Here is a 20,219-nt window from a genome sequence, read left to right as displayed (position 1 = left end):
TCACCAGGCGATCTCGAGCATCGCGGTGTTGATGCCGGAGCCGACGCCCAGCAGCAGGACGCGGTGGCCCGGCTCGAGGGTCTTCGACTCCTGCGCGAGGGTGATCGGAATCGATGCGGGGCCGACGTTGCCGAGGGTCGGGTAGGTGGTGGGCACCAGCTCGGGGTCGATGCCGACGGCCTTCACGAAGGCGTTGGTGTGCACGTCCGACACCTGATGCATGATGTAGCGGTCCATCCCGCCCCAGCTCCAGTCGCGCTTCGCCTCCTTCCAGGCGGAGACGACGAGCTCCATGCCGCCCTTGAGCAGCGCCTTCGCGTCGGTGAACATCCCGTCGACGCTGCCGACGCAGAGCTCGTTGAACTGGGTGGCCGCGCGGGTGATGCCGCCGAGGATCCGGTGGCCCTTGGGGTGCTCGTCGGCCGGGCCGAGGATCGCGGCCGCGGCGCCGGACCCGAGGGTCAGGCTCGCGAACTCGCTCATGAAGTCCTTGCGCTTGATGCCCTCGCGGCTGAGGCGCTCGATGGTGTTGACCTGGATCTCGTCGGCGTCCTCGCCGTCGATGATCATCGCGTACTTGATCTGGCCGGAGTCGATCAGCTGGGCCGCGAGCGTCATGCCGTTGACGAAGCCGAGGCAGGCGTTCGCGATGTCGAAGTTGATCGCGGAGGAGGGCAGGCCGAGCCCGTGGTGCAGGCGCACGGCGACCGAGGGCTCGAGGTGCTTGCGGGTGACCGAGGTGTTGATGATCAGCCCGATCTGGTCGGGCCGGATGCCGGCCTCGGCCAGCGCGCGCTTGCCCGCCTCGATCGCGGCGCCGTCGAAGCCCTGCTCGGGGCCCCAGTTGCGCCGCTCCTGCACGCCGGCGACGCGCTGGAGGAGTCCGGTGGGGAGTCGCAGCCGCTTCAGCGCCGGCGCCAGTCGCGCGTCGATCTCTTCCGACGTGGTCACCCGGGGGGCCATCGTGGTAGCGACGGACAGCAATGCGACGTTGCGGTGCGTGGTCGTTGCGTTTCCGTCCAACGGAACTCCCTATCGAGTTGTCGATCTCGGCATGTGCCCCCGTGATTTTACGCTGTCGTTCACCCGACGCTTGCTGGACGCGGGCTGGACGGCGGCGACATGCACACTCCGGGGGCCTTCTGCGCGCTCTGGCGCGGAATCGCGCGCGTTCTCGACGGTGTCCTCCGGGGTGGTCACAGGCGACCCTCCGGTGTCAACCACCCGGCGTTCGGCAGACCTCCGGCTCGCGGAACCGACTTCGGCTCGCGGAAACAGGCGGATTCGACGAGCCGGACCTGAGATCGCGAGCCGGACGTGACGGCCGCCGAGCTCCGGCTCGCGCAAACTGCTCCGGCCCGCCGAAACAGGCGGATCCGACGGGCCGCAGCCGAAACCGCGAGCCGGAGGTGCGGGCCGCCGACGTTCGGCTCGCGATATCAGCCTCGGCTCGCTGAAACAGCCTGGTTTCGCGAGCCGAGACCGGAATCGCGAGCCGGAGGTCCGGGTCACCGACGTTCGGCTCGCGAAAACAGCTTCGGCTCGCCGGAACTGGCGGATCCCGCGAGCCGAGGCAGGAATCACGAGCCGGAGGTGTCGGCGGAGGAACAGGCGGCCGAGGTTCGGCTCGCGGGAACCGCCTCGGCTCGTCGGAATTCACCGGTCTCGCGAGCCGGGGCCGGTCTCGCGAGCCGGGGCCGGTTTCACGAGCCGGGGCCGGTTTCACGAGCCGGAGGTGCAGCGGAGGTGCGGGCGGAGGTGCGGGCGGAGGCGAGCAGGGACGGAGGTGCGGACGACAGCAGCGGGCGGCGCGGGCCGCCTCAGGTGCCCATCGCCCAGGGCTCGCGGTCGCCGCGGAGGCGGGCGGCGAGCGCCATCGCCTGCTCGTCGGTGAGGGTGGCGACGTAGTCGACGACGCCGCGGGCGCGGCCGAGGCGCTGCAGCGACTCCGCATCGACGCGCGGGCGCCCGCGCTCGCCGGCCGGCAGCCACTCGGGGCGGTCGGCGCGGAGGCGGAAGTAGCCGTCGGTCGCCAGCTCGATCAGGTCGAGCAGCTTCTGCGGGGCGCGCGGGCCGTCGCGCGGATCGTCGAGCCAGGCGTCGAGGTGGGTGACCAGCGTCCCGAGCACCTGCGACTGGCCGCGCTGGTAGGTCGCGAAGTCTGGCCGGTCGATGACGAAGCGCGTGTGCACGAACTTCAGCACCGCGACGTCGTGCCAGGCGTCGGGCAGGAGGGTCAGGTGTCCCGAGCGCACGTTCGGCTCGGCGAGCACGAGCACCGAGCGCTGCAGCCGGCCGATCCAGGAGGAGACGAACGACTCGATCGCCCGCTCGGTGCGGGTGGAGCCGTCGAACGGCACCGCGAGCAGGCCCTCGACCAGCTCGGCCGAGACCCGCTCGACGGAGGAGCGGAAGTGCTCGTCGCTGGCGATCCAGGGGTCGCGGGCCACCAGCCGGCGCCGCAGCATCTCCAGCGAGTGGCCGGGGGCGCGCGCCCACAGCTCGTCGGCGTCGAGAGCGGCCAGCGCGTTCTGCTCGCGGAGGAACGCGCGGAACTCCACGGCGACGGCCGCCTGCTGCAGCACGCCCGCGCGGTAGAAGTCGTCGAGGTCGTGCAGCGAGTACGCGATGTCGTCGGCGACGTCCATCACCGAGCACTCGAGAGTCTGCTGCCAGGGCGCGATCGCGGTGAAGCCGGTGCGGGAGTCGAGCAGGTCGTCGAGGTCGAGGGTGTAGGCCGAGAACTTGGGCGGCGCGGTCTCCCAGCGGCTGGCGGTCGAGCCGCGCGGCAGCTCGGTCGGGTCGGCGGTCTCGAGGTCCGGCCGGCAGACCGTCCGACCCCACGGGTACTTGAGGACCGCGGCGCGCGAGGCGGCGGTGAGGTTCAGCCCCGCCTCGACCGTCTCGCAGACGTCGAGCTCGGAGAGGATCCGGAACGACTGCGCGTTGCCCTCGAAGCCCTCCTCGAGGCCGAGCTTCTCGCGGGCCAGGCGGTCGAGCGCCTGCTCGCCGAGGTGCCCGAACGGCGGGTGCCCGAGGTCGTGCGCGCTGGCCGCGGCCTGCACCACGACCGGGTCGCAGCCGCCGAGGCGCTCGACCAGCTCGCGCTGAGCGGTGTCGGTGGTGGTCAGCTGCATCGCGATCGCGCGGGCGACCGCGGTCACCTTGATGGAGTGGGTCAGCCGGTTGTGCACGACCTGACCGACGCCGGAGGGCGAGATCACCTGCGTGACCGCGGAGAGCCGGGCGAAGTAGGGCGAGAAGCGGATCCGCTCCAGGTCGACCCGGTACTCCGGGAACTCCTCGCCGGTGGCGAAGCGGTCGACGGGCTCCGGCGTGCGGCGGTCGCGGCGGGTGTCGTGCGCCCGGTCGTCCGCGTGCGCCCGGTCGTTCGCGGGGGGCAGTGCCGGTGTCGCCTCGTGCATGGGCCCACCCTACGGGCGGAGCTCCCCCGGCTCCCCGCGGCCCGGCCCCTCGCGGCCGGGATCCTCGCGCTCCGGCTCCTCGCGCTCGAACCTCGCGCGCGGCGCCACCGCGATCAGCACGGCGGCGGCGACCACCGCGCCGAGCACGTACGCGGCGATGTCCAGCCAGGAGAAGGTGCTGCCGACGACGAGCCGCAGCGGCGGCCACAGCTCGACCAGTCGGGCGGCGGCCCCGATCGCCTGGAGCTGCTCCATCGCGATCGACCAGGCGAGGGCGATCCCCGCGGCGGTCACCGCCGGGATCCGCGTCAGCAGCACGCAGACCAGCAGCGCGACGAGCACGACGTAGAGGACGCTGCCGGCGAGGTCGGCGAGCAGGCCGACCAGGAGGAAGCGCAGGGCGAGCCCGAGCGCGAGCGCGGCGATCGCGGCGAGCGCGAACGGCAGCCGCGCCCTCATCGGGCGCCGTGCGCGCGGCGCACCCGGTCGAGGGCGAGGAGGAAGGTGCGGTCATCGGCGACGGTCCAGCCGAGCGGCCCCGGCGTGGCGACCACGAGCGGCACCAGCACGCGGCGGCGCGCCCGCGCGGCGAGGGCGGCGGCGGAGGCGCGGGCCGCCTCGGAGACGAGGCCGCGGAAGCCCTGGCCCGCGGCGGCGCCCCGCTCCGGCCGTGCCGCCGTCACGGCGAGCACGACGGCGCGGACGCGGAACGCGCCGTGCGCGACCGTGCCGACCTCGACCGAGAGGACGTCGCTCCAGTCCGCGATGGCCAGGGCGTCGGCACGCTCCCCGGCGAGCGCCGGTCCGTCCGGACCCAGGGTGACGACGCCCGTGGCGTCCGGTGCGACGGCGGCGGCCGGGGCGGCGATCCGCCGCAGCGCCCGGTCGAACTCGCGGCCGCGCAGCAGTGCGACTCCGTCGGCGACCGCCGCGAACTCGGCCAGCCGCCGCCGGTTCGCCGGGGACGTCTGGCGCAGCTGCGCGGCGAGCGCGCCCCGCGCCCGGCGGACCTCGGCCGGCGAGGTGATCAGTGCGGTCGGCTCGAAGCGGCGCCGCGGGGGCAGTGGATCGGAGGGCAGCGGATGCGCGGAGGCGTGCGGCGGCGGGGCGCCCCAGTCGGGCGTCGGTGCGGCGGCCATGTCCCCTCCCCCGGAGCACTCGGGACCGCGGCGCTCCTCCGTCGATTCTCCCGCCTTCCGCCTCCGCCTTGCCCGCGAGCGCCGACGGGCTTACGATGGGAGTACCCCCGGGGGGTATCCCTCCACCGGGTCCCCCGCCCCACGCAAGGAGAACAGCATGACCGCGCACCTCGATCTCGGACTCACCGCCAAGGGAGCCGTCGGCGGGTCCGGGGGCGGCTGCGGGTCGGGCGGCGCCTGCGCCTGCGGCGGTCACGACTCCGCGCACGTGTCCGGGCACGGCTCCGCCGCGGGCGGCGCCTCGGTGCAGAGCTTCGGCGTCGCCGGCATGACCTGCGAGCATTGCGTCCGCAGCGTCACCGAGGAGCTCGCCGCCTACCCCGAGGTCGACAGCGTCGACATCTCCCTCCTCCCCGACGGCCTCTCCACCGTCACCGTCGGCTCCTCCCGTCCGCTCGGCCGCGAGGAGATCGCGGCCGCCGTCGCCGACGCCGGGTACCGCCTCGCGCCCCTGGCCTGACGTGGCCGACACAGCCGCGACCGGCCGCACGGAGACACCCGCCCAGCTCGAGCTCGCCATCGGCGGCATGACCTGCGCGTCCTGCGTCGCCAAGGTCGAGCGCCGCCTGGACGCGCTCCCCGGCGTCCGCGCGAGCGTCAACCTCGCCCTGGAGCGCGCCACGCTCGCGCTGCCCGAGGGCACCACGGCCGCCGACGCGATCGCCGCGGTCGAGGCCGCCGGCTACACGGCCACGGTCTCCGGAGCGGCGCCCGCGGCGGACGACGGCACGGACGACGACGCGCCCTCCCGCGAGGAGGAGGCCGCCGAGGTCGAGCGCCGCGTCCTGCGCACCCGCCTCACGGTCTCGGCCCTGCTGGCCGCCCCGGTCGTGCTGCTGTCGATGATCCCCGCGCTGCAGTTCGCGAACTGGCAGTGGCTCTGCCTCACCCTCGCCGCGCCCGTCGCCGTCTGGGGCGCCTGGCCGTTCCACCGCACCGCCTGGCGGGCGCTGCGGCACGGGACGACCACGATGGACACCCTGATCAGCCTCGGCACCACCGCCGCCTTCGCCTGGTCGCTCTACGCCCTCTTCCTCGGTGACGCCGGCCGGCCCGGGATGAGCATGCCGTTCGAGCTGCTCGGCACCCGCTCCGGCCACGACGAGATCTACCTCGAGGTCGCCGCCGCGGTCCCCGTGCTGGTGCTGGCCGGCCGCTGGCTCGAGGCCCGCTCCAAGCGCGACGCCGGCGCCGCGCTGCGCGCACTGCTGAGGCTCGGCGCGAAGGAGGCGACCCGCGTCGCCGCCGACGGCTCCGAGGAGCGCGTCCCCGCCGCGACCCTCGCGGTCGGCGACCGCTTGCGCGTGCGGCCCGGTGAGGTCGTCGCCGCCGACGGCACCGTCCTCGACGGCTCCAGCGCTGTCGACGCGAGCCTGCTGACCGGCGAGAGCGTGCCGGTCGAGGTCGGGCCCGGCTCCGTCGTCACCGGCGGCGTGCTCAACGCGCACGGCGTGCTCACCGTCCGGGTCGACCGCGTCGGCTCCGACACGACCCTGGCCCGGATGGGCCGGCTCGTCTCGCAGGCGCAGGCCGGCAAGGCGCGGGTGCAGCGCCTCGCCGACCGGGTCTCCGCCGTCTTCGTGCCGGTCGTCGTCGTGCTCGCACTGGCGACCCTCGTCGGCTGGCTGCTCGCCGGCGCCGACCTCGCCGCCGCCGTCTCGCCCGCCGTCGCCGTGCTGATCGTCGCCTGCCCCTGCGCACTCGGGCTCGCCACGCCCACCGCCGTCCTCGTCGGCACGGGCCGCGGCTCGCAGCTCGGCATCCTGATCCGCGGACCGGAGGTGCTCGAGACGAGCCGCCGCGTCGACACCGTCGTCCTCGACAAGACCGGCACGCTGACCACCGGCGCCTTCACCGTGGCGGCGGCGAGCGACGACGAGTCGCTCCGTCTGCTCGCGGCCGTCGAGCGCGGCTCCGAGCACCCCCTCGCCGCGGCGATCGTGCGCGGCGCGGAGGAGCGCGGGCTGACCGTCCCCGAGGCGACCGGGTTCCGCGCGAGCGCCGGCTTCGGAGTCCGCGCGAGGATCGACGGCCGTCTCGTCGTCGCCGGGCGCCTGCGCTGGCTCGACGAGCAGTGGGGCTACGCACCCGGCGACCTCGCCGCCCGCGCCGAGCAGGCCGCGGCCGACGGCGGCACCGTCGTCGGGATCGGCTGGGAGGGCGAGCTGCGCGGCTTCGCCGTCCTCCGCGACGAGCCGCGGCCCGAGGCGGCGCGCACCGTCGCGTCGCTCCGCTCCCGGGGGCTCCGTGTGCTGATGCTGACCGGCGACAACCCGCGCGCGGCGTCGGCCGTCGCCGCCGCGGTCGGCCTCGACGAGGTGATCGCCGAGGTGCTGCCGGAGGAGAAGCTCGCCGTGATCGAGCGGCTGCGCTCCGAGGGCCGCACGGTCGCCTTCGTCGGCGACGGCGTGAACGACGCGGCCGCCCTCGCCGCCGCCGACCTCGGCATCGCGATGGGCGCCGGCTCCGACGCGGCGATCGAGGCGAGCGACGTCACCCTGGTCGGCGACGACCTCGCCCGCGTGCCCGACGCGCTCCGGCTCGGCCGGCGGACCCTGGGCGTCATCCGGGGCAACCTGTTCTGGGCCTTCGCCTACAACGTGGCGGCGATCCCGCTCGCGATGGCGGGCCTCCTCGGCCCGCTGGTCGCGGGGGCGGCGATGGCGTTCTCCAGCGTCTTCGTGGTGCTGAACAGCCTGCGGCTGCGCTCGTTCCGCGCGGAGTGACGTGCGCGGAGCGACGTGGTTGGCTGGGTCCATGCGCACCGAGACCCGCCAGGGCGTCCCCCTCCTCCTCGTCGACGACGACGGGCCCGCCCTCTCCACCTCGGAGGACGCGCTCGCGGTCATCGGCGAGATCTACGGCAGCGACGCCGAGACGATCGTCGTCCCGGTCGGCCGCCTCGATCCGGAGTTCTTCCGGCTCCGCTCCGGCATCGCCGGTGAGTTCGTGCAGCGCTTCGTGATGTACGGCAAGCGGCTCGTGGTCGTCGGCGACATCACCGAGCAGGTCTCGGCCTCGAGCACCCTGCACGACTTCGTCGTCGAGTCGAACCGCGGCGACCACCTCTGGTTCGTCCCCGCGCTCGACGCGCTCGACGCCCGCCTCCGCGACTCCGCGACGGCCGAGGAGCCCGGCGCCGACGGCGGGGTGGAGCCGACCCCCGGCCCCGCGCTCTGATGCCGGACGGGCGACCCGCCGCGCCGACGCTGCGGCTCGAGGGCCCGGTGCGGCTGCTGCTGCTCGCCGACACCCACCTCCCGAAGCGCGCGAAGGCGCTGCCCGACGAGGTCTGGCGGGCGGTGGACGAGTCCGACCTGGTCGTGCACGCCGGCGACTGGGTGGACGAGGCGGCGCTCGACGCCCTCGAGTCGCGGGCCGCGCGTCTGCTCGGCGTCTGGGGCAACAACGATCCCGCCGGGCTCCGGGCGCGCCTCCCCGAGGTCGCCCGCGCGGAGATCGCCGGGCTCGACGTCCGCGTCGTGCACGAGACCGGCCCCGCGGCCGGCCGGGAGGCGCGCGCCGACGCCGCCCACGCCGGCGCCGACCTGCTCGTCTTCGGCCACAGCCACATCCCCTGGGACTCGCGGACCGCGGCCGGGATACGGCTGCTGAACCCCGGCTCGCCGACCGACCGCCGCCGCCAGCCGGCCTGCACCTACCTCACCGCGGTCGCCGAGGACGGCGAGCTGCGCGACGTGCGCCTCGTCGCGCTCCCGGTGCGCGTCCCCGCCCGCTGACGGCGCGCCTTCCCGCCGCGCGAGCGCAGGGCTACGCTCGCCGCATGATCGAGGACGCCGTACCGCTCCAGAGCCGCCGGATCGGCGACGGCCCCGCCCTCGTCCTGCTGCACCCGGGCGGCACCGACTCGCGGTCCCTCGAGCCGCTGGTGGCGGAGCTGCGGAGCGACTACACGCTGCACCTGCCCGACCAGCGCGGCCACGGCCGCACGGCCGACACCGACGCTCCCCTGAGCTTCGCCGCGATGGCGCGCGACACGATCGCCCTGATCGAGTCGCTGCCCGGCGCCCCCGTGCACCTCCTCGGCCACAGCGACGGCGCGATCGTCGCCCTGCACGTCGCCCTCCGCCGCCCCGACCTCGTGGCGAGCCTGGTCTTCTCCTCCGGCGTCTTCCACCGCGACGGCTGGCTGCCCGGCGTGCTCGACGGCGAGGCTCCCGACTTCCTGAGGGAGAGCTACGCCGAGGTGTCGCCCGACGGCGCCGCGCACTGGGACGTCGTCGTCGCGAAGCTCGACGCGCTGCACGCCAGCGAGCCGGAGCTCACCACCGCGGACCTGCGCGGCCTCGCGGTGCCGACGCTCCTCCTCTTCGGCGACGACGACGAGATCCGCTTCGAGCACGTCCTGGCGATGTACGACGCGATCCCGGACGCCGAGCTGGCCGTCGTCCCGCGCGCCAGCCACGGCGTGATCGTGGAGAAGCCGGGCTTGGTCGCCCGGCTGGTCCGCGACTTCCACGACCCTGGCAGGACCGACGGCTTCGCGCCGATCCGCCGCGCCTGAACGCCCGCCTTCGAGACCGCTCAGCCGCGGCACGACCGGTTCCGGCCGGCGGCGCAAGGGGGTCACAGCGGAATACGGTCGGCCTAAGCTCTCGGAGATGACCAGCTCACACGACCACCCCGATTCCGCGCACCTGCGTCCGGACGGTCTCGACGACGCCACCGTCGCTGCGCTGGGCAAGCTCTCCGAGGCGCTCGAGACCGTCGAGCACGCGCGCGGGCTCCTCTACGGCTTCCACCGGCTGACCGGCGCCGCGGACCTCGCGCTCGGCGAGGCGGTCGACGCCTTCCGCGAGGCGGGGCGCGACGCGCTGGCCGACACTCTGGAGAAGGAGCTGGTCGGCCGGAACGTCATCGAGGGCCGCTGGACGTTCCAGATCGTCGAGGACTACGACGACGGCTACTACGCCGCCTTCCGCGAGCAGGAGCGCGCCGCGCGCGACGAGCTCGCCGCCGGTCGCCGCCACCTCTTCGAGTCCGAGATGAAGGAGGACCGTCGCTCGCACGGTCTCCGCCACCACGAGTCCCGGCCGGATCCCGAATGAACTCCGTGATCCGGATGCACGCCTCCCCGATGCGCGTGCGCGCCGTCACCCCCGGCTCCGATCGGCGCGGGCCGACGCCTGCTCCCACGACCCGGCGCACCAGCCTCAGCATCGACGGTCGCCGCTTCCTGCTCGCCCTCTCCTTCGACACGGAGGAGCTGGAGAAGAAGCTCGTCGAGGCCGTCCGCGAGCGCGGCGGCATGGTGAGCTTCACCGTCGCCGGCGACCGCGAGGTCTGCGTGCTCGTCTCCCCCGGCGTCGCCGTCATCCTCGAGCACGAGGACGTGCCGGTCGACGAGTTCGAGCCGGACGACGCGGTGCAGTACGACGACGTCGAGTACCTGACCTAGGTCGCGGGCCGGCTCCTCCGCGGCTCCGCTCCTGCGCCGCTCCGCGCCCTCCGGTCTTCTCGTGTTCCACGTTATTGACACGAGTAAACCCGCGTGCTGAACTGGGTCCGCCGCGCCACCGATCGTCGTCGGCACTAGGAGAAAACCATGACCTTCACCCTCGGAATCGTCGGCGCCGGCCAGTTCAGCCGCCACTTCGCCGATCTCTTCCACCGCCACCCCGGCGTCGGCGCGATCACCGTGACCGACGTCCTCGACGGCCGCGCGGAGACGCTCGTCGAGTCGGAGGGACTCGCCGGGACGCACGAGAGCTTCGAGGCGATGCTCGCCGATCCGGCGGTCGACGCGGTCGCCCTGTTCACGCAGCGCTGGACCCACGGACCCCTGGTCGCCCGGGCGCTGCGCGCGGGGAAGCACGTCTACTCCGCCGTCCCGATGGCGAGCGACGCCGACGAGATCGCGGAGATCATCGAGCTGGTCTCGGCGACCGGCCTGACCTACATGATGGGCGAGACCAGCCAGTACAACCCGGCCACGGTCTTCGCGCGGCGCAAGCACGAGGAGGGCGCCTTCGGCCGGGTCTTCTACCTCGAGGGCGACTACCTCCACGACATGGACCACGGCTTCTACGACGCCTACCGCTACAGCGGCGGCGACGACTGGAAGTCGACCGCCAGCTACCCGCCGATGTGGTACCCGACCCACTCGATCGGCGGCGTGCTGGGGGCTGTGCCGATGCACGCGACCAGCGTGAGCTGCACGGGCATGCGCGACCACCTCGACGACGGGGTCTTCGACACCGACGTGAGCATGTTCGACAACGACTTCTCGAACATGACGGCGCTGTTCGAGCTCGACGGCGGCGGCTCGATGCGCATCAACGAGTTCCGCCGGGTCGGCTACCCGTCCTTCCTCCGCGAGAGCCGCTTCCGCTTCTTCGGCACCACCGGCGTCTTCGAGCAGCTCGTGCAGACGAGCGTCTGGCAGACCGGCGAGGGCGTCGAGGACGTGACCGAGCAGCTCGCGACGACCGCGACGATGGCGGACGACGACCCGCGCCTCGAGAACGTCTCCCCCGCCCTGCGCGCCGCCTTCGTCAGCGGCCACGCACCGGTGCACGAGGAGGAGGCCGCACGCCTCCCCGGCGAGCTGGAGGGCGCGCCGAACGGGCACGAGGGCTCGCACCACTTCCTGGTGGACGACTTCGTCCGCGCCGTCTCGACCGGCACGCTGCCGACCGTGAACGCCTGGGTCGCCGCCCGCTACACCCTGCCGGGGCTCGTCGCGATGGAGTCCGCCCGGCAGAACGGGGCACGACTGCCCATCCCCGACCACGGCGACGCCCCGGTCGCGGTCGGCGAGCCGCTCCCGGCGTCGGCGCGGGTCTGACGCACGGAGCGGGGGCGGGCGCCGTGCCCGCCCCCGCTCAGAGTGCGGGGTCCGGACTCCCGGCCAGGAACGGCTCGAAGGCGTCGGCACCGCCGGGGCCGACCCAGTCGTACTCGAGGACGTCGTCGCCCGCCGACCACCGCGACGGCGTCGGCGAGTGCAGCCAGTCCAGCGGAGCGACTCCCCCGGGTGTGCCGCCGTCCAGCGCCAGCCGCAGCGCCTGCGCGAGGTCGGCGTCGACGGCGTCGGTCCGCGTCGCGGGATCGACGGAGACGAAGAGCGCGGTCCCGCTGCGGGCGATGAGGTCGAGGAACCGGCGGTTCAGCGCCCAGTCGGTGGCGGTCGTGCTGGGCACGCAGTCCGCGTCGAGGGTGAAGAACGCGTCGTGCTGGGCGAGGCGGAACGCCAGCGCGTTGACGCCGACGCGGCGGGTGCGGTCCCAGTGCAGGCCCGAGGTGTCGTCGCCGACCCGCTGCGCGTGCACGAGCCCGGCGGCGAGGTGCCCGACGACGTTGCAGCCCAGCACCAGCGCCTCGCCGGCGGCCGCGCGCACCGTCGCGTAGAAGCGCACGAGCGCCTCGGCCGTGGTGACGGAGGGGTCGTGCAGCGCGGGCCCGGAGCCGGGCGCCGCACCGAAGTCCGGACCCCACGAGCCGAGGAGGTCGTAGGTCGAGAAGTCGTGCTTGATCAGCTCGAAGCCCCAGCCGCCGAGGCGCGCCGTGTCCTCCGCGACGAGCTCGAGGACGGCGGGCGAGCTGGGGTCGAGGGCGAGCGCCCCGTCCCGCCCGGCCCGCACTCCCTCGACCGGCTCCTCGCGCGTCAGCAGCGGCCGGAACCAGACGCCCGGCCGCACGCCCTCGGCGCGGACGGCCTCCGCCGCCTCGGCCATGTCGGGGAAGCGGTCCGGGCGACCCGCCCGCCAGGGACCCGGTGAGGCCGCGAGGCCGTCGGCGGTCCCGGCGGAGCTCCAGCCGTCGTCGACGACTCCGAACGGGCGCACCGCGTGGTCGCCGACGAGGTCCGCGATCGTGCGCGCGTCGCGGACGACGGCGGCGAGGCCGAAGTCGCGTCCGTAGGCGTAATACCAGTTGTTCGCGCCGACCAGGGGTCCGCCCGTCGTGAGCGGCTGCGGGCAGAGCCGGCGGAGGAGCGACCGCTGGACGGCGAGCGCCCCCTGACCGCCGGAGACGACGTGCACGACCGCCGCAGTGAGCACGCGGTCGCCGGGGACGACCGCCGCACCGCCGCTGCGCAGGTCGAGCGTCAGGGTGACTCCGCGCCGGTCCACCTGCCAGAAGGCGAGCGAGGCGCCGCCCACCTCGACGCCCCAGCCGTCGGTCGTGCCCGTGCGCGGGTGATGCACGAGGGCCGTCCAGGGCAGGATCCGCTCGGCGCGGACGCCGCGCCACTCGAGCTCGCCGTAGGAGCGCTCCCACGCGTCCCCGAGCACCAGGCAGTCCTCGGGGATCGCCGCGGCCCAGCGCAGCCGCACCCGCGAGACGGCGGCGACGGCTCCGACCTCGACCCGCAGACCGCCGGAGCCGGTCTCGACGAGGTGGACGCGGACGCCCGAGCCTCGGACGTCGGCGAAGGCGCCGTCGGGGTCGATCTGCACGGCGATGCGTGCGGGATCCACGGGCGGAATCGTCATGATGCTCTCTCTCCGACCCGGCAGCACTGCTCGGAGCCGAGCCCGACTGTAGTTATGTAAGAACAATCATTCAACAGTTGAATTCCTCCCGGTTACTCGTGTAGCTTCCTTCGCAGCACGCTCCCCCGCACCGCGGAACGGGCGCCTCCTCACCTGCTCGGACAATGACGAAGGAGTCATCTCTTGCTGCTTTCACGACGGTCGAACGCGCGACGAACCGGGTGCGCACGATGACGGCTCTCCGCGAGGGGCGCACCCGCCAGGGCGCCGACGCGGTCCGGATCCGCCCGACGATGTCGCTCGGCCGGCGCCGGGCGCGCCGCTCCGAGCTGCTCGTCGCGCTCGCGTTCATCCTCCCCGCGGCCGTCGGCTTCGGAGCCTTCTACGTCGTCCCGACGATCCGCGGCATCTACCTCAGCTTCACGGACTACAACCTGATGAGCGCGCCGTCGTACATCGGCTTCGACAACTACCTCCGCCTGGCGAAGGACCCGCTGTTCTGGAACTCGGTCGGCGTCACCCTCGAGTACGTCCTGATCAACATCGTCGTCCAGACGGTCGTCGCGGTCGGCCTCGCCGTCCTGATGCACCGCCTCACCCAGTCCGTGGTGATCCGCGGGGCGATCCTGCTGCCCTTCCTGATCTCGAACGTCATCGCGGCGATGATCTGGTTCCTCCTGCTCGACTACCAGCTCGGCCTCGTCAACAGCGTCATCGAGAACCTCGGGCTCACCCGCATCCCGTTCTTCGCCGACTCGAACTGGGCGATCCCGACGATCGCGCTGGTCAACGTCTGGCGGCACATGGGCTACACCGCGCTGCTGGTCTTCGCCGGCCTGCAGCTCATCCCGAGCTACGTCTACGAGGCGGCCGCGATCGACGGCTCGAGCGAGTGGCGGTCGTTCTGGAAGATCACCCTGCCGCTGCTGCGGCCGGTGCTCGCGCTGGTCCTCGTGGTCACCGTGACCGGCTCGTTCCAGGTCTTCGACACGGTCGCCGTCACCACCCGGGGCGGCCCGGTCAACGCCACGAGGGTCATGCAGTACTACATCTACCAGGTCGGCTTCGGCGAGAACGACTTCGGCTACGCCAGTGCGATCTCGGTCGTCCTCCTCGTCATCCTCGCCGGCGTCGCGCTGATCCAGCTCCGGCTGCTGCGCGCCGACCAGTCCGACCTCGCGTAAGGAACGCCGATGTCCACTGCAGCTCCCGTCGCCCTCGATCCCGCCGCCGCCGCGTCCCCCGCGCCCGTCCCCGCGCGCACCCGACCGGCCCGCCGCCCCTCCGTCGGCCGCGTCGTCGCCTGGATCGCACTGATCCTCGCCCTCGTCGTCACCCTCTTCCCGTTCTTCTGGATGGTGCGCACCGCGTTCTCGACCGGGAACGCCCTCGCCAGCGACACGACCTCGCTGCTGCCCGTCGACTTCACCTGGGGCGCCTTCGCCCGCGTCCTGGGCTTCTCCACCCAGGAGCAGGCCCTCGCCGAGGGCGGGTCGGGCGCCTCCGTGAACTTCTGGCTCTACCTGCGCAACTCGGTCGCCTACGCGACCCTGGTCACCCTCGGCCAGCTGCTCTTCTGCTCCCTGGCCGCCTACGCCTTCGCGCGACTGCGCTGGCCCGGCCGCGACGCCGTCTTCTTCCTCTTCCTCACCGCGCTGATGGTCCCGCCGATCTTCACCGCCCTGCCCAACTTCGTCCTGATGCGCGATCTGGGGCTCCTCAACTCCTTCATCGGACTCTCGCTGCCGACGCTGCTGATGACCCCCTTCGCGGTGTTCTTCCTCCGCCAGTTCTTCCTCGGCATCAGCCGCGAGATCGAGGAGGCGGCCGAGCTGGACGGCGCGGGCAAGCTGCGGATCTTCTTCCGCCTCATCGTGCCGATGAGCACGGCGCCGCTCGCGACCCTGGGCATCCTCACCTACATCAACACCTGGAACGACTACTTCTGGCCGCTGCTCGCCGGCAACACCGAGGACAGCCGCGTGCTCACCGTGGCCCTGGGCGTCTTCCGCTCGCAGACCCCGGGCGGCAGCCCGGACTGGGCCGGACTGATGGCCGCGACCGTCGTCGCCGCCATCCCCGTCCTCCTCCTCTTCCTCGCCTTCGGCCGTCGCATCGTCGACTCCATCGGCTTCTCGGGAGTGAAGTGACCGCCCCTCCCTCTTCTCCGCCCCCTTCCTCTTCTCCGCCCCCTCCCCCTTCTCCGCCCCCTCCCTCGTCTCCGCCCCCTTCCCCTTCCCCTCTTTCCTCCCCTTCCCCTTCCTCCCTCTCCCCCTCCCTTCCCTCCCGTGCAATGAAGCAGCAGACAGGAACCAGCACCATGACCCGCATCCTCCGACGATCCGCCGCCGTCCTGGCCGGCACCACCGTCCTCACTCTCGGATTGACCGGCTGCGTCGGCGGCTCCGGCGGCGCCGCGAGCGGTGGCGGCGACAGCGCCAACATCGACACCAGCTCCGCCTCCGGCACCATCGACTACTGGCTCTGGGACAACAACCAGAAGGCCGCCTACCAGCAGTGCGCCGACGACTTCCACACCGCGAACCCGGACGTGAGCGTCACGATCTCGCAGTACTCCTGGGACGACTACTGGACGAAGCTCACCAACGGCTTCGTCGCCGGCACGGCCCCCGACGTGTTCACCGACCACCTCTCGAAGTTCGCGGACTTCGTGAACAACGGCCAGGTCGTCTCGCTCGACGGCGTCGTCGAGAAGGACGGCGTCGACGTCTCGCAGTACCAGAAGGGCCTCGCGGACCTCTGGGTCGGCGAGGACGGCGAGCGCTACGGGCTCCCGAAGGACTGGGACACCACCGCGATCTTCTACAACCAGGCCCTCGTCGAGGACGGCGGCTACACCGCCGACCAGATCGCCGGCCTGGACTGGAACCCGGACGACGGCGGCAGCTACGAGAAGGCCATCGCGCACCTCACCGTCGACGTGAACGGCGTCCGCGGCGACGAGGCCGGCTTCGACAAGACCCGCGTCGCCGTGTACGGCCTGGGCCTGGACGGCCAGTCCGGCGGCGGCAACGGCCAGACCCAGTGGTCGATGTACGCCGGCACCACCGGCTGGAGCTACACCGACAAGAACCCCTGGGGCACGAAGTACAACTACGACGACGAGCGCTTCCAGGTGACCATCGGCTGGATGGCGAAGGTCATCGACGAGGGCTACATGCCCTCCCTCGCGGCCGTCACCGGCAGCGACTCGACGCAGACCTTCGGCGCCGGCAAGTACGCGATGATCACCAACGGCTCGTGGAACATCAACTCCTTCTACGGCCTCAAGGACATCCAGGTCGGCACCGCCCCGACCCCGACCGGCCCGGACGGCAAGCGCGCCACGATGTTCAACGGACTGGCCGACTCCATCTGGTCCGGCTCGGACAACAAGGCCGCCTCGGCCAAGTGGGTCGAGTACATGGCCTCCGCCGACTGCCAGAACGTCATCGGCGCCGCCGGCGTCGTCTTCCCGGCCATCCCCTCCGGCTCGGACGCGGCCCAGGCCGCCTTCGCGGAGCGCGGGATCGACGTCACGGCCTTCACCGGGCAGGTCGACGAGGGGACCACGTTCCTCTTCCCGATCTCCGACAACGCGGCCAAGATCAACGGCATCATGCAGCCGGCGGTCGACGCGGTGTTCGAGGGCCAGGCCGAGCCGTCGTCGCTGTCGTCGGCGAACGATCAGGTGAACGCGCTGTTCCAGTAGCGCTTCGGCCAGACTGGCGGAGAGGGGGCGATCCTGTCCCCCTCTCCGCCGATCGTCGCTTACTCGAGGAGACCCCGTGCCGGACACCACCACCCCCCGCAAGCGCCCGACCCGCAACGACGTCGCGGAGCGGGCGCAGGTGAGCTCGGCCGTCGTCAGCTACGTGATGACGGGGGCGAAGCACGTCACTCCCGAGACGGCGAAGCGCGTGCGGACGGCGATGGAGGAGCTCGGCTACCGGCCGAACTCCACCGCCCGCGCCCTGCGCACCGGCCGGACGCACACCCTCGCCCTCATCGTCGCCGATGTGAGCAACCCGTTCTTCTCCGAGTACGCGCTGCAGCTCGAGATCGCGGCCACGGAGCGCGGCTACGCGCTGCTCATCGCCAACTCGCACGAGAGCCTGGAGACGGAGGTGCGGCTGCTCGACGAGATCGCGCAGCGCGGGGTCGACGGCGTGATGCTCTCGAGCGTCCGGCACGCCAGCGACCGCTCCTCCCTCGACTCGATCCCCGTCCCCGTGATGTGGATCGACGCCTTCCATCCCGCGGACGGCGCCGCCAGCGTCGGGGTCGACATCCGCCACAGCGCGCGCACCGTCGTCCAGCACCTCGCCGACGTGCACGGCTGCCGCTCCGTCGGCCTCGTCATCGGCGCGAGCTCGCAGGACACCACCGACCCGCGGGTGCTGGGCTGGGCCGAGGCGATCGAGGAGATCGGCCTGGAGCCCGGACCGGTGGTCACCACCACCTGGACGCGCGAGGGCGGGATCGAGGCGGCGCGGATGCTCCTGGACACCCCGAACCGGCCCGACGCCGTCTTCGCCGGCTCGGACCTCCTCGGCATCGGCGTCCTCCGCGGCGCGGCGGACCTCGGGCTCCGGGTCCCGGAGGACCTCCGGATCGTCTCCTACGACGGCACCGCGGAGTCCGCGTTCAGCGTTCCGCGGCTCACCTCCTTCAAGCAGCCGGTCCGCGAGATGGCCCGCGCTGCGATCGACACCATCATCGACTTCACACCCGACAAGGCGCACCACACGCTGTTCCGCGGGGAGCTGCTCCTCCGGGAGTCCTGCGGCTGCGCGTCGTCCGCGCCCTGACCGGGCAGAACAGCCCCGATCCGGGCAGAACAGCCCCGATCCGGGCAGAACAGGAACACTCACCGTGACACTCGCCACCTCCTCGACCGGAGTCGTCCTCCGCAGCGCCGGAGTCGCCCTCGTGCTGGACCTCAGCGACTCCCGGCTCCCGTCGGTCGCGCACTGGGGGGCGGACTGCGGGCCGCTCGATCGGGCGGCGTTCGACGCGCTGGTGCTCTCGGGCGTCGCCCCGGTCGGCCCGAACGACATCGACGAGCCGATCCGCCTCGCGGTGCTCCTCGAGCACTCCACCGGCTGGACCGGCCGGCCCGGCCTCAGCGGATCCCGCGCGGGGGCGGCCTGGTCGCCGGCCTTCCGCACCACGAGCCTCGAGCTCGACGGCGCCGACCTCGCGGCCGGCGAGATCGCGGACGCCGGCGCGGGGACGCTCGTGGTCCGCGCCCGGGACGACGTCGCCGCGCTCGGACTCGAGATCGTGATCGTCCTCGACCCCTCCGGCGTGCTGCGGATGCGGGCGGCGCTCACCAACCTCGGCGCCGACGGCTACCAGGTCGACGAGCTCCTGCTCAGCCTGCCCACCCCGGCCTCGGCGAGCGAGATCCTCGACTTCGCCGGCCGCTGGGGCAAGGAGCGGGTGCCGCAGCGCTCGGCCGTCACCATCGGCGCGCACCGCCGCGAGGGCCGGCACGGGCGGACGGGGGCGGACGCCGCCACCCTGCTCAGCGTCGGCGAGCCCGGCTTCGGCTTCGCCCGCGGCGAGGTCTGGGGCGTGCACACCGCGTGGTCCGGCAACCACGTCCACCAGGTCGAGCGCGTGCACACCGGCGTGCAGACCCTCGGCGGCGGCGAGCTGCTGCTGCCCGGCGAGGTCCGGCTCGCCCACGGCGAGACCTACACCGGACCGTGGATCCACGCCGTCTACGGCGACGGACTGGACGAGGTCGCGCGATGCTTCCACCGCCAGCTGCGGGCGCGGTCCGGTCACCCGAAGTCTGCGCGCCCGGTCACGATCAACGTGTGGGAGGCCGTCTACTTCGACCACGACCTCGACGCCCTCGTCGAGCTGGCCGACCGCGCGGCCGACCTCGGGATCGAGCGCTTCGTGCTCGACGACGGCTGGTTCGGCAGCCGACGCGACGACCACTCCGGCCTGGGCGACTGGACCGTCTCGAGCGACGTCTGGCCGGACGGACTGCACCCCCTGGTCGACCACGTGCGCTCCCTCGGCCTGCAGTTCGGGCTCTGGTTCGAGCCCGAGATGGTCAACCCGGACTCGGACCTCGCCCGGGCGCACCCCGAGTGGATCCTCGCGACCGGCGACCGGCTGCCGCCCGAGTCGCGCTGGCAGCAGGTGCTGGACCTGGGCGATCCGGACTGCTTCGCGCACATCCGCGACGCGATCCTCGCGGTCCTCGACGAGTACGACATCGGCTACATCAAGTGGGATCACAACCGCGACCTCACCGACGCGGGCCGGCGCCCCGACGGCGCGCCGGGCGTGCACCGGCAGACGCTCGCGGTCTACCGGCTGATGGACGAGATCCGGGCCCTGCACCCCGAGCTCGAGATCGAGTCCTGCTCCTCGGGCGGGGCGCGGGTCGACCTGGAGATCCTGGAGCGGACCGACCGCGTCTGGGTCTCCGACAACAACGACCCGCTCGACCGCCAGCAGATGAACCGCTGGACCGGCCAGCTGCTGCCGCCGGAGCTGATGGGCACCCACATCGCGTCGGGCGCCTCGCACACGACGGGCCGCGTGCACGACCTGTCCTTCCGCGCTCTGACGGCGCTGTTCGGCCACCTCGGCGTCGAGTGGGACCTGCGCTCCGCCGGCGACGAGGAGCTCGAGGAGCTGCGCCAGTGGATCGCCCTGCACAAGCGGCTCCGGCCGCTGCTGCACGGCGGCGACCTCGTCCGCCTGGACCACCCGGACGAGACGATCGCGGTGCACGGCGTCGTCGCTCCCGACCGCTCGGCCGCCGTCTACGCGTACGTCTCGCTCGCGCGCGCCGGCGTCGTCTCCCCCGGGCGGGTCCGCCTGCCCGGCCTCGATCCGGAGTCGGTGTACCGGGTGGCCCCGATCGTCGTCGGCACGCGGGGCCTCGCCGACCGCGAGGCGATCTGGTGGCCGCAGGACGGCGGGGCCTTCGAGCTGTCCGGCGCCCTGATCGGCCGAGCGGGACTCGTCCCGCCGCTCCTGCACCCGGAGCGCGGAGTGCTCTACGAGGTGACCCGCGTCGGGAGCGTGCAGCCGCCCGCGAGCTGAGGCGGGTGACTGCGCTCGGGCGGGCGGTGGCGGCGGCACGGGCGCTGGGGGCACGGGCG

The 20,219-nt window shown here is 73.2% G+C and carries 18 protein-coding genes; 13 read left to right on the top strand and 5 right to left on the bottom strand.

Going from position 1 to position 20,219, the window contains the following annotated elements:
• The 4 genes from MT351_RS03535 to MT351_RS03520 form a co-directional block, all read right to left on the bottom strand.
• Entirely contained in the window at positions 1 to 963 is a 963-nt protein-coding gene (locus MT351_RS03535; protein ID WP_372487889.1) for a 3-oxoacyl-ACP synthase III, read from the bottom strand.
• Between the two features lie 857 nt (positions 964 to 1,820).
• Positions 1,821 to 3,425 (bottom strand): deoxyguanosinetriphosphate triphosphohydrolase family protein, encoded by a 1,605-nt coding sequence (locus MT351_RS03530; protein WP_123446646.1) that lies wholly within the window; start codon positions 3,423 to 3,425, stop codon positions 1,821 to 1,823.
• A 9-nt stretch (positions 3,426 to 3,434) separates the two neighbouring features.
• Entirely contained in the window at positions 3,435 to 3,884 is a 450-nt protein-coding gene (locus MT351_RS03525) for a DUF2809 domain-containing protein (protein ID WP_243581271.1), read from the bottom strand.
• Complete coding sequence (locus MT351_RS03520) at positions 3,881 to 4,564, bottom strand: hypothetical protein (RefSeq protein ID WP_123732799.1); 684 nt, start codon at positions 4,562 to 4,564, stop codon at positions 3,881 to 3,883. Before MT351_RS03520 ends, MT351_RS03525 begins: the two co-directional genes overlap by 4 nt.
• A gap of 157 nt (positions 4,565 to 4,721) precedes the next feature.
• On the opposite strand from MT351_RS03520, the gene MT351_RS03515 reads away from it, so the two are divergent.
• The 8 genes from MT351_RS03515 (at position 4,722) to MT351_RS03480 (ending at position 11,432) form a co-directional block, all read left to right on the top strand.
• The gene (locus MT351_RS03515; protein ID WP_243581270.1) at positions 4,722 to 5,084 is read left to right on the top strand and encodes a heavy-metal-associated domain-containing protein; all 363 of its coding nucleotides are present in this window, start codon (positions 4,722 to 4,724) and stop codon (positions 5,082 to 5,084) included.
• A gap of 1 nt (position 5,085) precedes the next feature.
• Entirely contained in the window at positions 5,086 to 7,350 is a 2,265-nt protein-coding gene (locus MT351_RS03510) for a heavy metal translocating P-type ATPase (protein ID WP_308197705.1), read from the top strand.
• 31 nt (positions 7,351 to 7,381) lie between these two features.
• Positions 7,382 to 7,804: a DUF4180 domain-containing protein gene (locus MT351_RS03505; protein ID WP_123446650.1), complete on the top strand. Its 423-nt coding sequence runs from the start codon at positions 7,382 to 7,384 to the stop codon at positions 7,802 to 7,804.
• The gene (locus MT351_RS03500) at positions 7,804 to 8,364 is read left to right on the top strand and encodes a metallophosphoesterase (protein WP_243581269.1); all 561 of its coding nucleotides are present in this window, start codon (positions 7,804 to 7,806) and stop codon (positions 8,362 to 8,364) included. The genes MT351_RS03505 and MT351_RS03500 overlap by 1 nt, the downstream gene beginning before the upstream one ends.
• A 44-nt stretch (positions 8,365 to 8,408) precedes the next feature.
• The gene (locus MT351_RS03495) at positions 8,409 to 9,149 is read left to right on the top strand and encodes an alpha/beta fold hydrolase (RefSeq protein ID WP_243581268.1); all 741 of its coding nucleotides are present in this window, start codon (positions 8,409 to 8,411) and stop codon (positions 9,147 to 9,149) included.
• Positions 9,150 to 9,246: 97 nt separating this feature from the next.
• Entirely contained in the window at positions 9,247 to 9,693 is a 447-nt protein-coding gene (locus tag MT351_RS03490) for a hypothetical protein (protein ID WP_123705394.1), read from the top strand.
• Positions 9,690 to 10,043 carry a hypothetical protein gene (locus tag MT351_RS03485; RefSeq protein ID WP_123736736.1) on the top strand — a complete coding sequence of 118 codons (354 nt, stop codon included), beginning with the start codon at positions 9,690 to 9,692 and terminating at the stop codon, positions 10,041 to 10,043. Before MT351_RS03490 ends, MT351_RS03485 begins: the two co-directional genes overlap by 4 nt.
• Positions 10,044 to 10,190: 147 nt before the next feature.
• Positions 10,191 to 11,432 (top strand): Gfo/Idh/MocA family protein, encoded by a 1,242-nt coding sequence (locus tag MT351_RS03480; RefSeq protein WP_243581267.1) that lies wholly within the window; start codon positions 10,191 to 10,193, stop codon positions 11,430 to 11,432.
• 37 nt (positions 11,433 to 11,469) lie between these two features.
• On the opposite strand, the gene MT351_RS03475 is transcribed toward MT351_RS03480, so the two are convergent.
• On the bottom strand, positions 11,470 to 13,068 hold the full coding sequence (locus MT351_RS03475) for a hypothetical protein (RefSeq protein ID WP_243581266.1): 1,599 nt from the start codon (positions 13,066 to 13,068) through the stop codon (positions 11,470 to 11,472).
• Positions 13,069 to 13,376: 308 nt separating this feature from the next.
• Here MT351_RS03475 and MT351_RS03470 point away from each other — a divergent pair, with 308 nt between their 5' ends.
• The 5 genes from MT351_RS03470 (at position 13,377) to MT351_RS03450 (ending at position 20,160) form a co-directional block, all read left to right on the top strand.
• Positions 13,377 to 14,267, top strand: coding sequence for a carbohydrate ABC transporter permease (locus MT351_RS03470; RefSeq protein ID WP_123732896.1), 891 nt, complete (start codon positions 13,377 to 13,379; stop codon positions 14,265 to 14,267).
• Positions 14,268 to 14,276: 9 nt separating this feature from the next.
• On the top strand, positions 14,277 to 15,233 hold the full coding sequence (locus tag MT351_RS03465) for a carbohydrate ABC transporter permease (RefSeq protein ID WP_243581265.1): 957 nt from the start codon (positions 14,277 to 14,279) through the stop codon (positions 15,231 to 15,233).
• Positions 15,234 to 15,403: 170 nt separating this feature from the next.
• Positions 15,404 to 16,795, top strand: a complete 1,392-nt coding sequence (locus tag MT351_RS03460; protein ID WP_243581264.1) for a sugar ABC transporter substrate-binding protein — start codon at positions 15,404 to 15,406, stop codon at positions 16,793 to 16,795.
• 76 nt (positions 16,796 to 16,871) lie between these two features.
• Positions 16,872 to 17,894: a LacI family DNA-binding transcriptional regulator gene (locus MT351_RS03455; RefSeq protein WP_243581263.1), complete on the top strand. Its 1,023-nt coding sequence runs from the start codon at positions 16,872 to 16,874 to the stop codon at positions 17,892 to 17,894.
• Positions 17,895 to 17,958: 64 nt separating this feature from the next.
• Entirely contained in the window at positions 17,959 to 20,160 is a 2,202-nt protein-coding gene (locus MT351_RS03450; RefSeq protein ID WP_243581262.1) for an alpha-galactosidase, read from the top strand.
• Positions 20,161 to 20,219 lie beyond the last annotated feature (59 nt).

It is taken from the genome of Rathayibacter sp. VKM Ac-2926, assembly GCF_022815565.1.
GTDB lineage: Bacteria > Actinomycetota > Actinomycetes > Actinomycetales > Microbacteriaceae > Rathayibacter > Rathayibacter festucae.
This window is presented reverse-complemented; position numbering and strand designations above follow the sequence as displayed.

Coding starts and splice junctions, on each gene's coding strand:
- MT351_RS03460 (WP_243581264.1), top strand. CDS start 15,404: ATGACCCGCATCCTCCGACGATCCGCCGCCGTCCTGGCCGGCACCACC.
- MT351_RS03485 (WP_123736736.1), top strand. CDS start 9,690: ATGAACTCCGTGATCCGGATGCACGCCTCCCCGATGCGCGTGCGCGCC.
- MT351_RS03505 (WP_123446650.1), top strand. CDS start 7,382: ATGCGCACCGAGACCCGCCAGGGCGTCCCCCTCCTCCTCGTCGACGAC.
- MT351_RS03480 (WP_243581267.1), top strand. CDS start 10,191: ATGACCTTCACCCTCGGAATCGTCGGCGCCGGCCAGTTCAGCCGCCAC.
- MT351_RS03520 (WP_123732799.1), bottom strand. CDS start 4,564: ATGGCCGCCGCACCGACGCCCGACTGGGGCGCCCCGCCGCCGCACGCC.
- MT351_RS03490 (WP_123705394.1), top strand. CDS start 9,247: ATGACCAGCTCACACGACCACCCCGATTCCGCGCACCTGCGTCCGGAC.
- MT351_RS03465 (WP_243581265.1), top strand. CDS start 14,277: ATGTCCACTGCAGCTCCCGTCGCCCTCGATCCCGCCGCCGCCGCGTCC.
- MT351_RS03495 (WP_243581268.1), top strand. CDS start 8,409: ATGATCGAGGACGCCGTACCGCTCCAGAGCCGCCGGATCGGCGACGGC.
- MT351_RS03470 (WP_123732896.1), top strand. CDS start 13,377: ATGTCGCTCGGCCGGCGCCGGGCGCGCCGCTCCGAGCTGCTCGTCGCG.
- MT351_RS03525 (WP_243581271.1), bottom strand. CDS start 3,884: ATGAGGGCGCGGCTGCCGTTCGCGCTCGCCGCGATCGCCGCGCTCGCG.
- MT351_RS03535 (WP_372487889.1), bottom strand. CDS start 963: ATGGCCCCCCGGGTGACCACGTCGGAAGAGATCGACGCGCGACTGGCG.
- MT351_RS03500 (WP_243581269.1), top strand. CDS start 7,804: ATGCCGGACGGGCGACCCGCCGCGCCGACGCTGCGGCTCGAGGGCCCG.
- MT351_RS03530 (WP_123446646.1), bottom strand. CDS start 3,425: ATGCACGAGGCGACACCGGCACTGCCCCCCGCGAACGACCGGGCGCAC.
- MT351_RS03515 (WP_243581270.1), top strand. CDS start 4,722: ATGACCGCGCACCTCGATCTCGGACTCACCGCCAAGGGAGCCGTCGGC.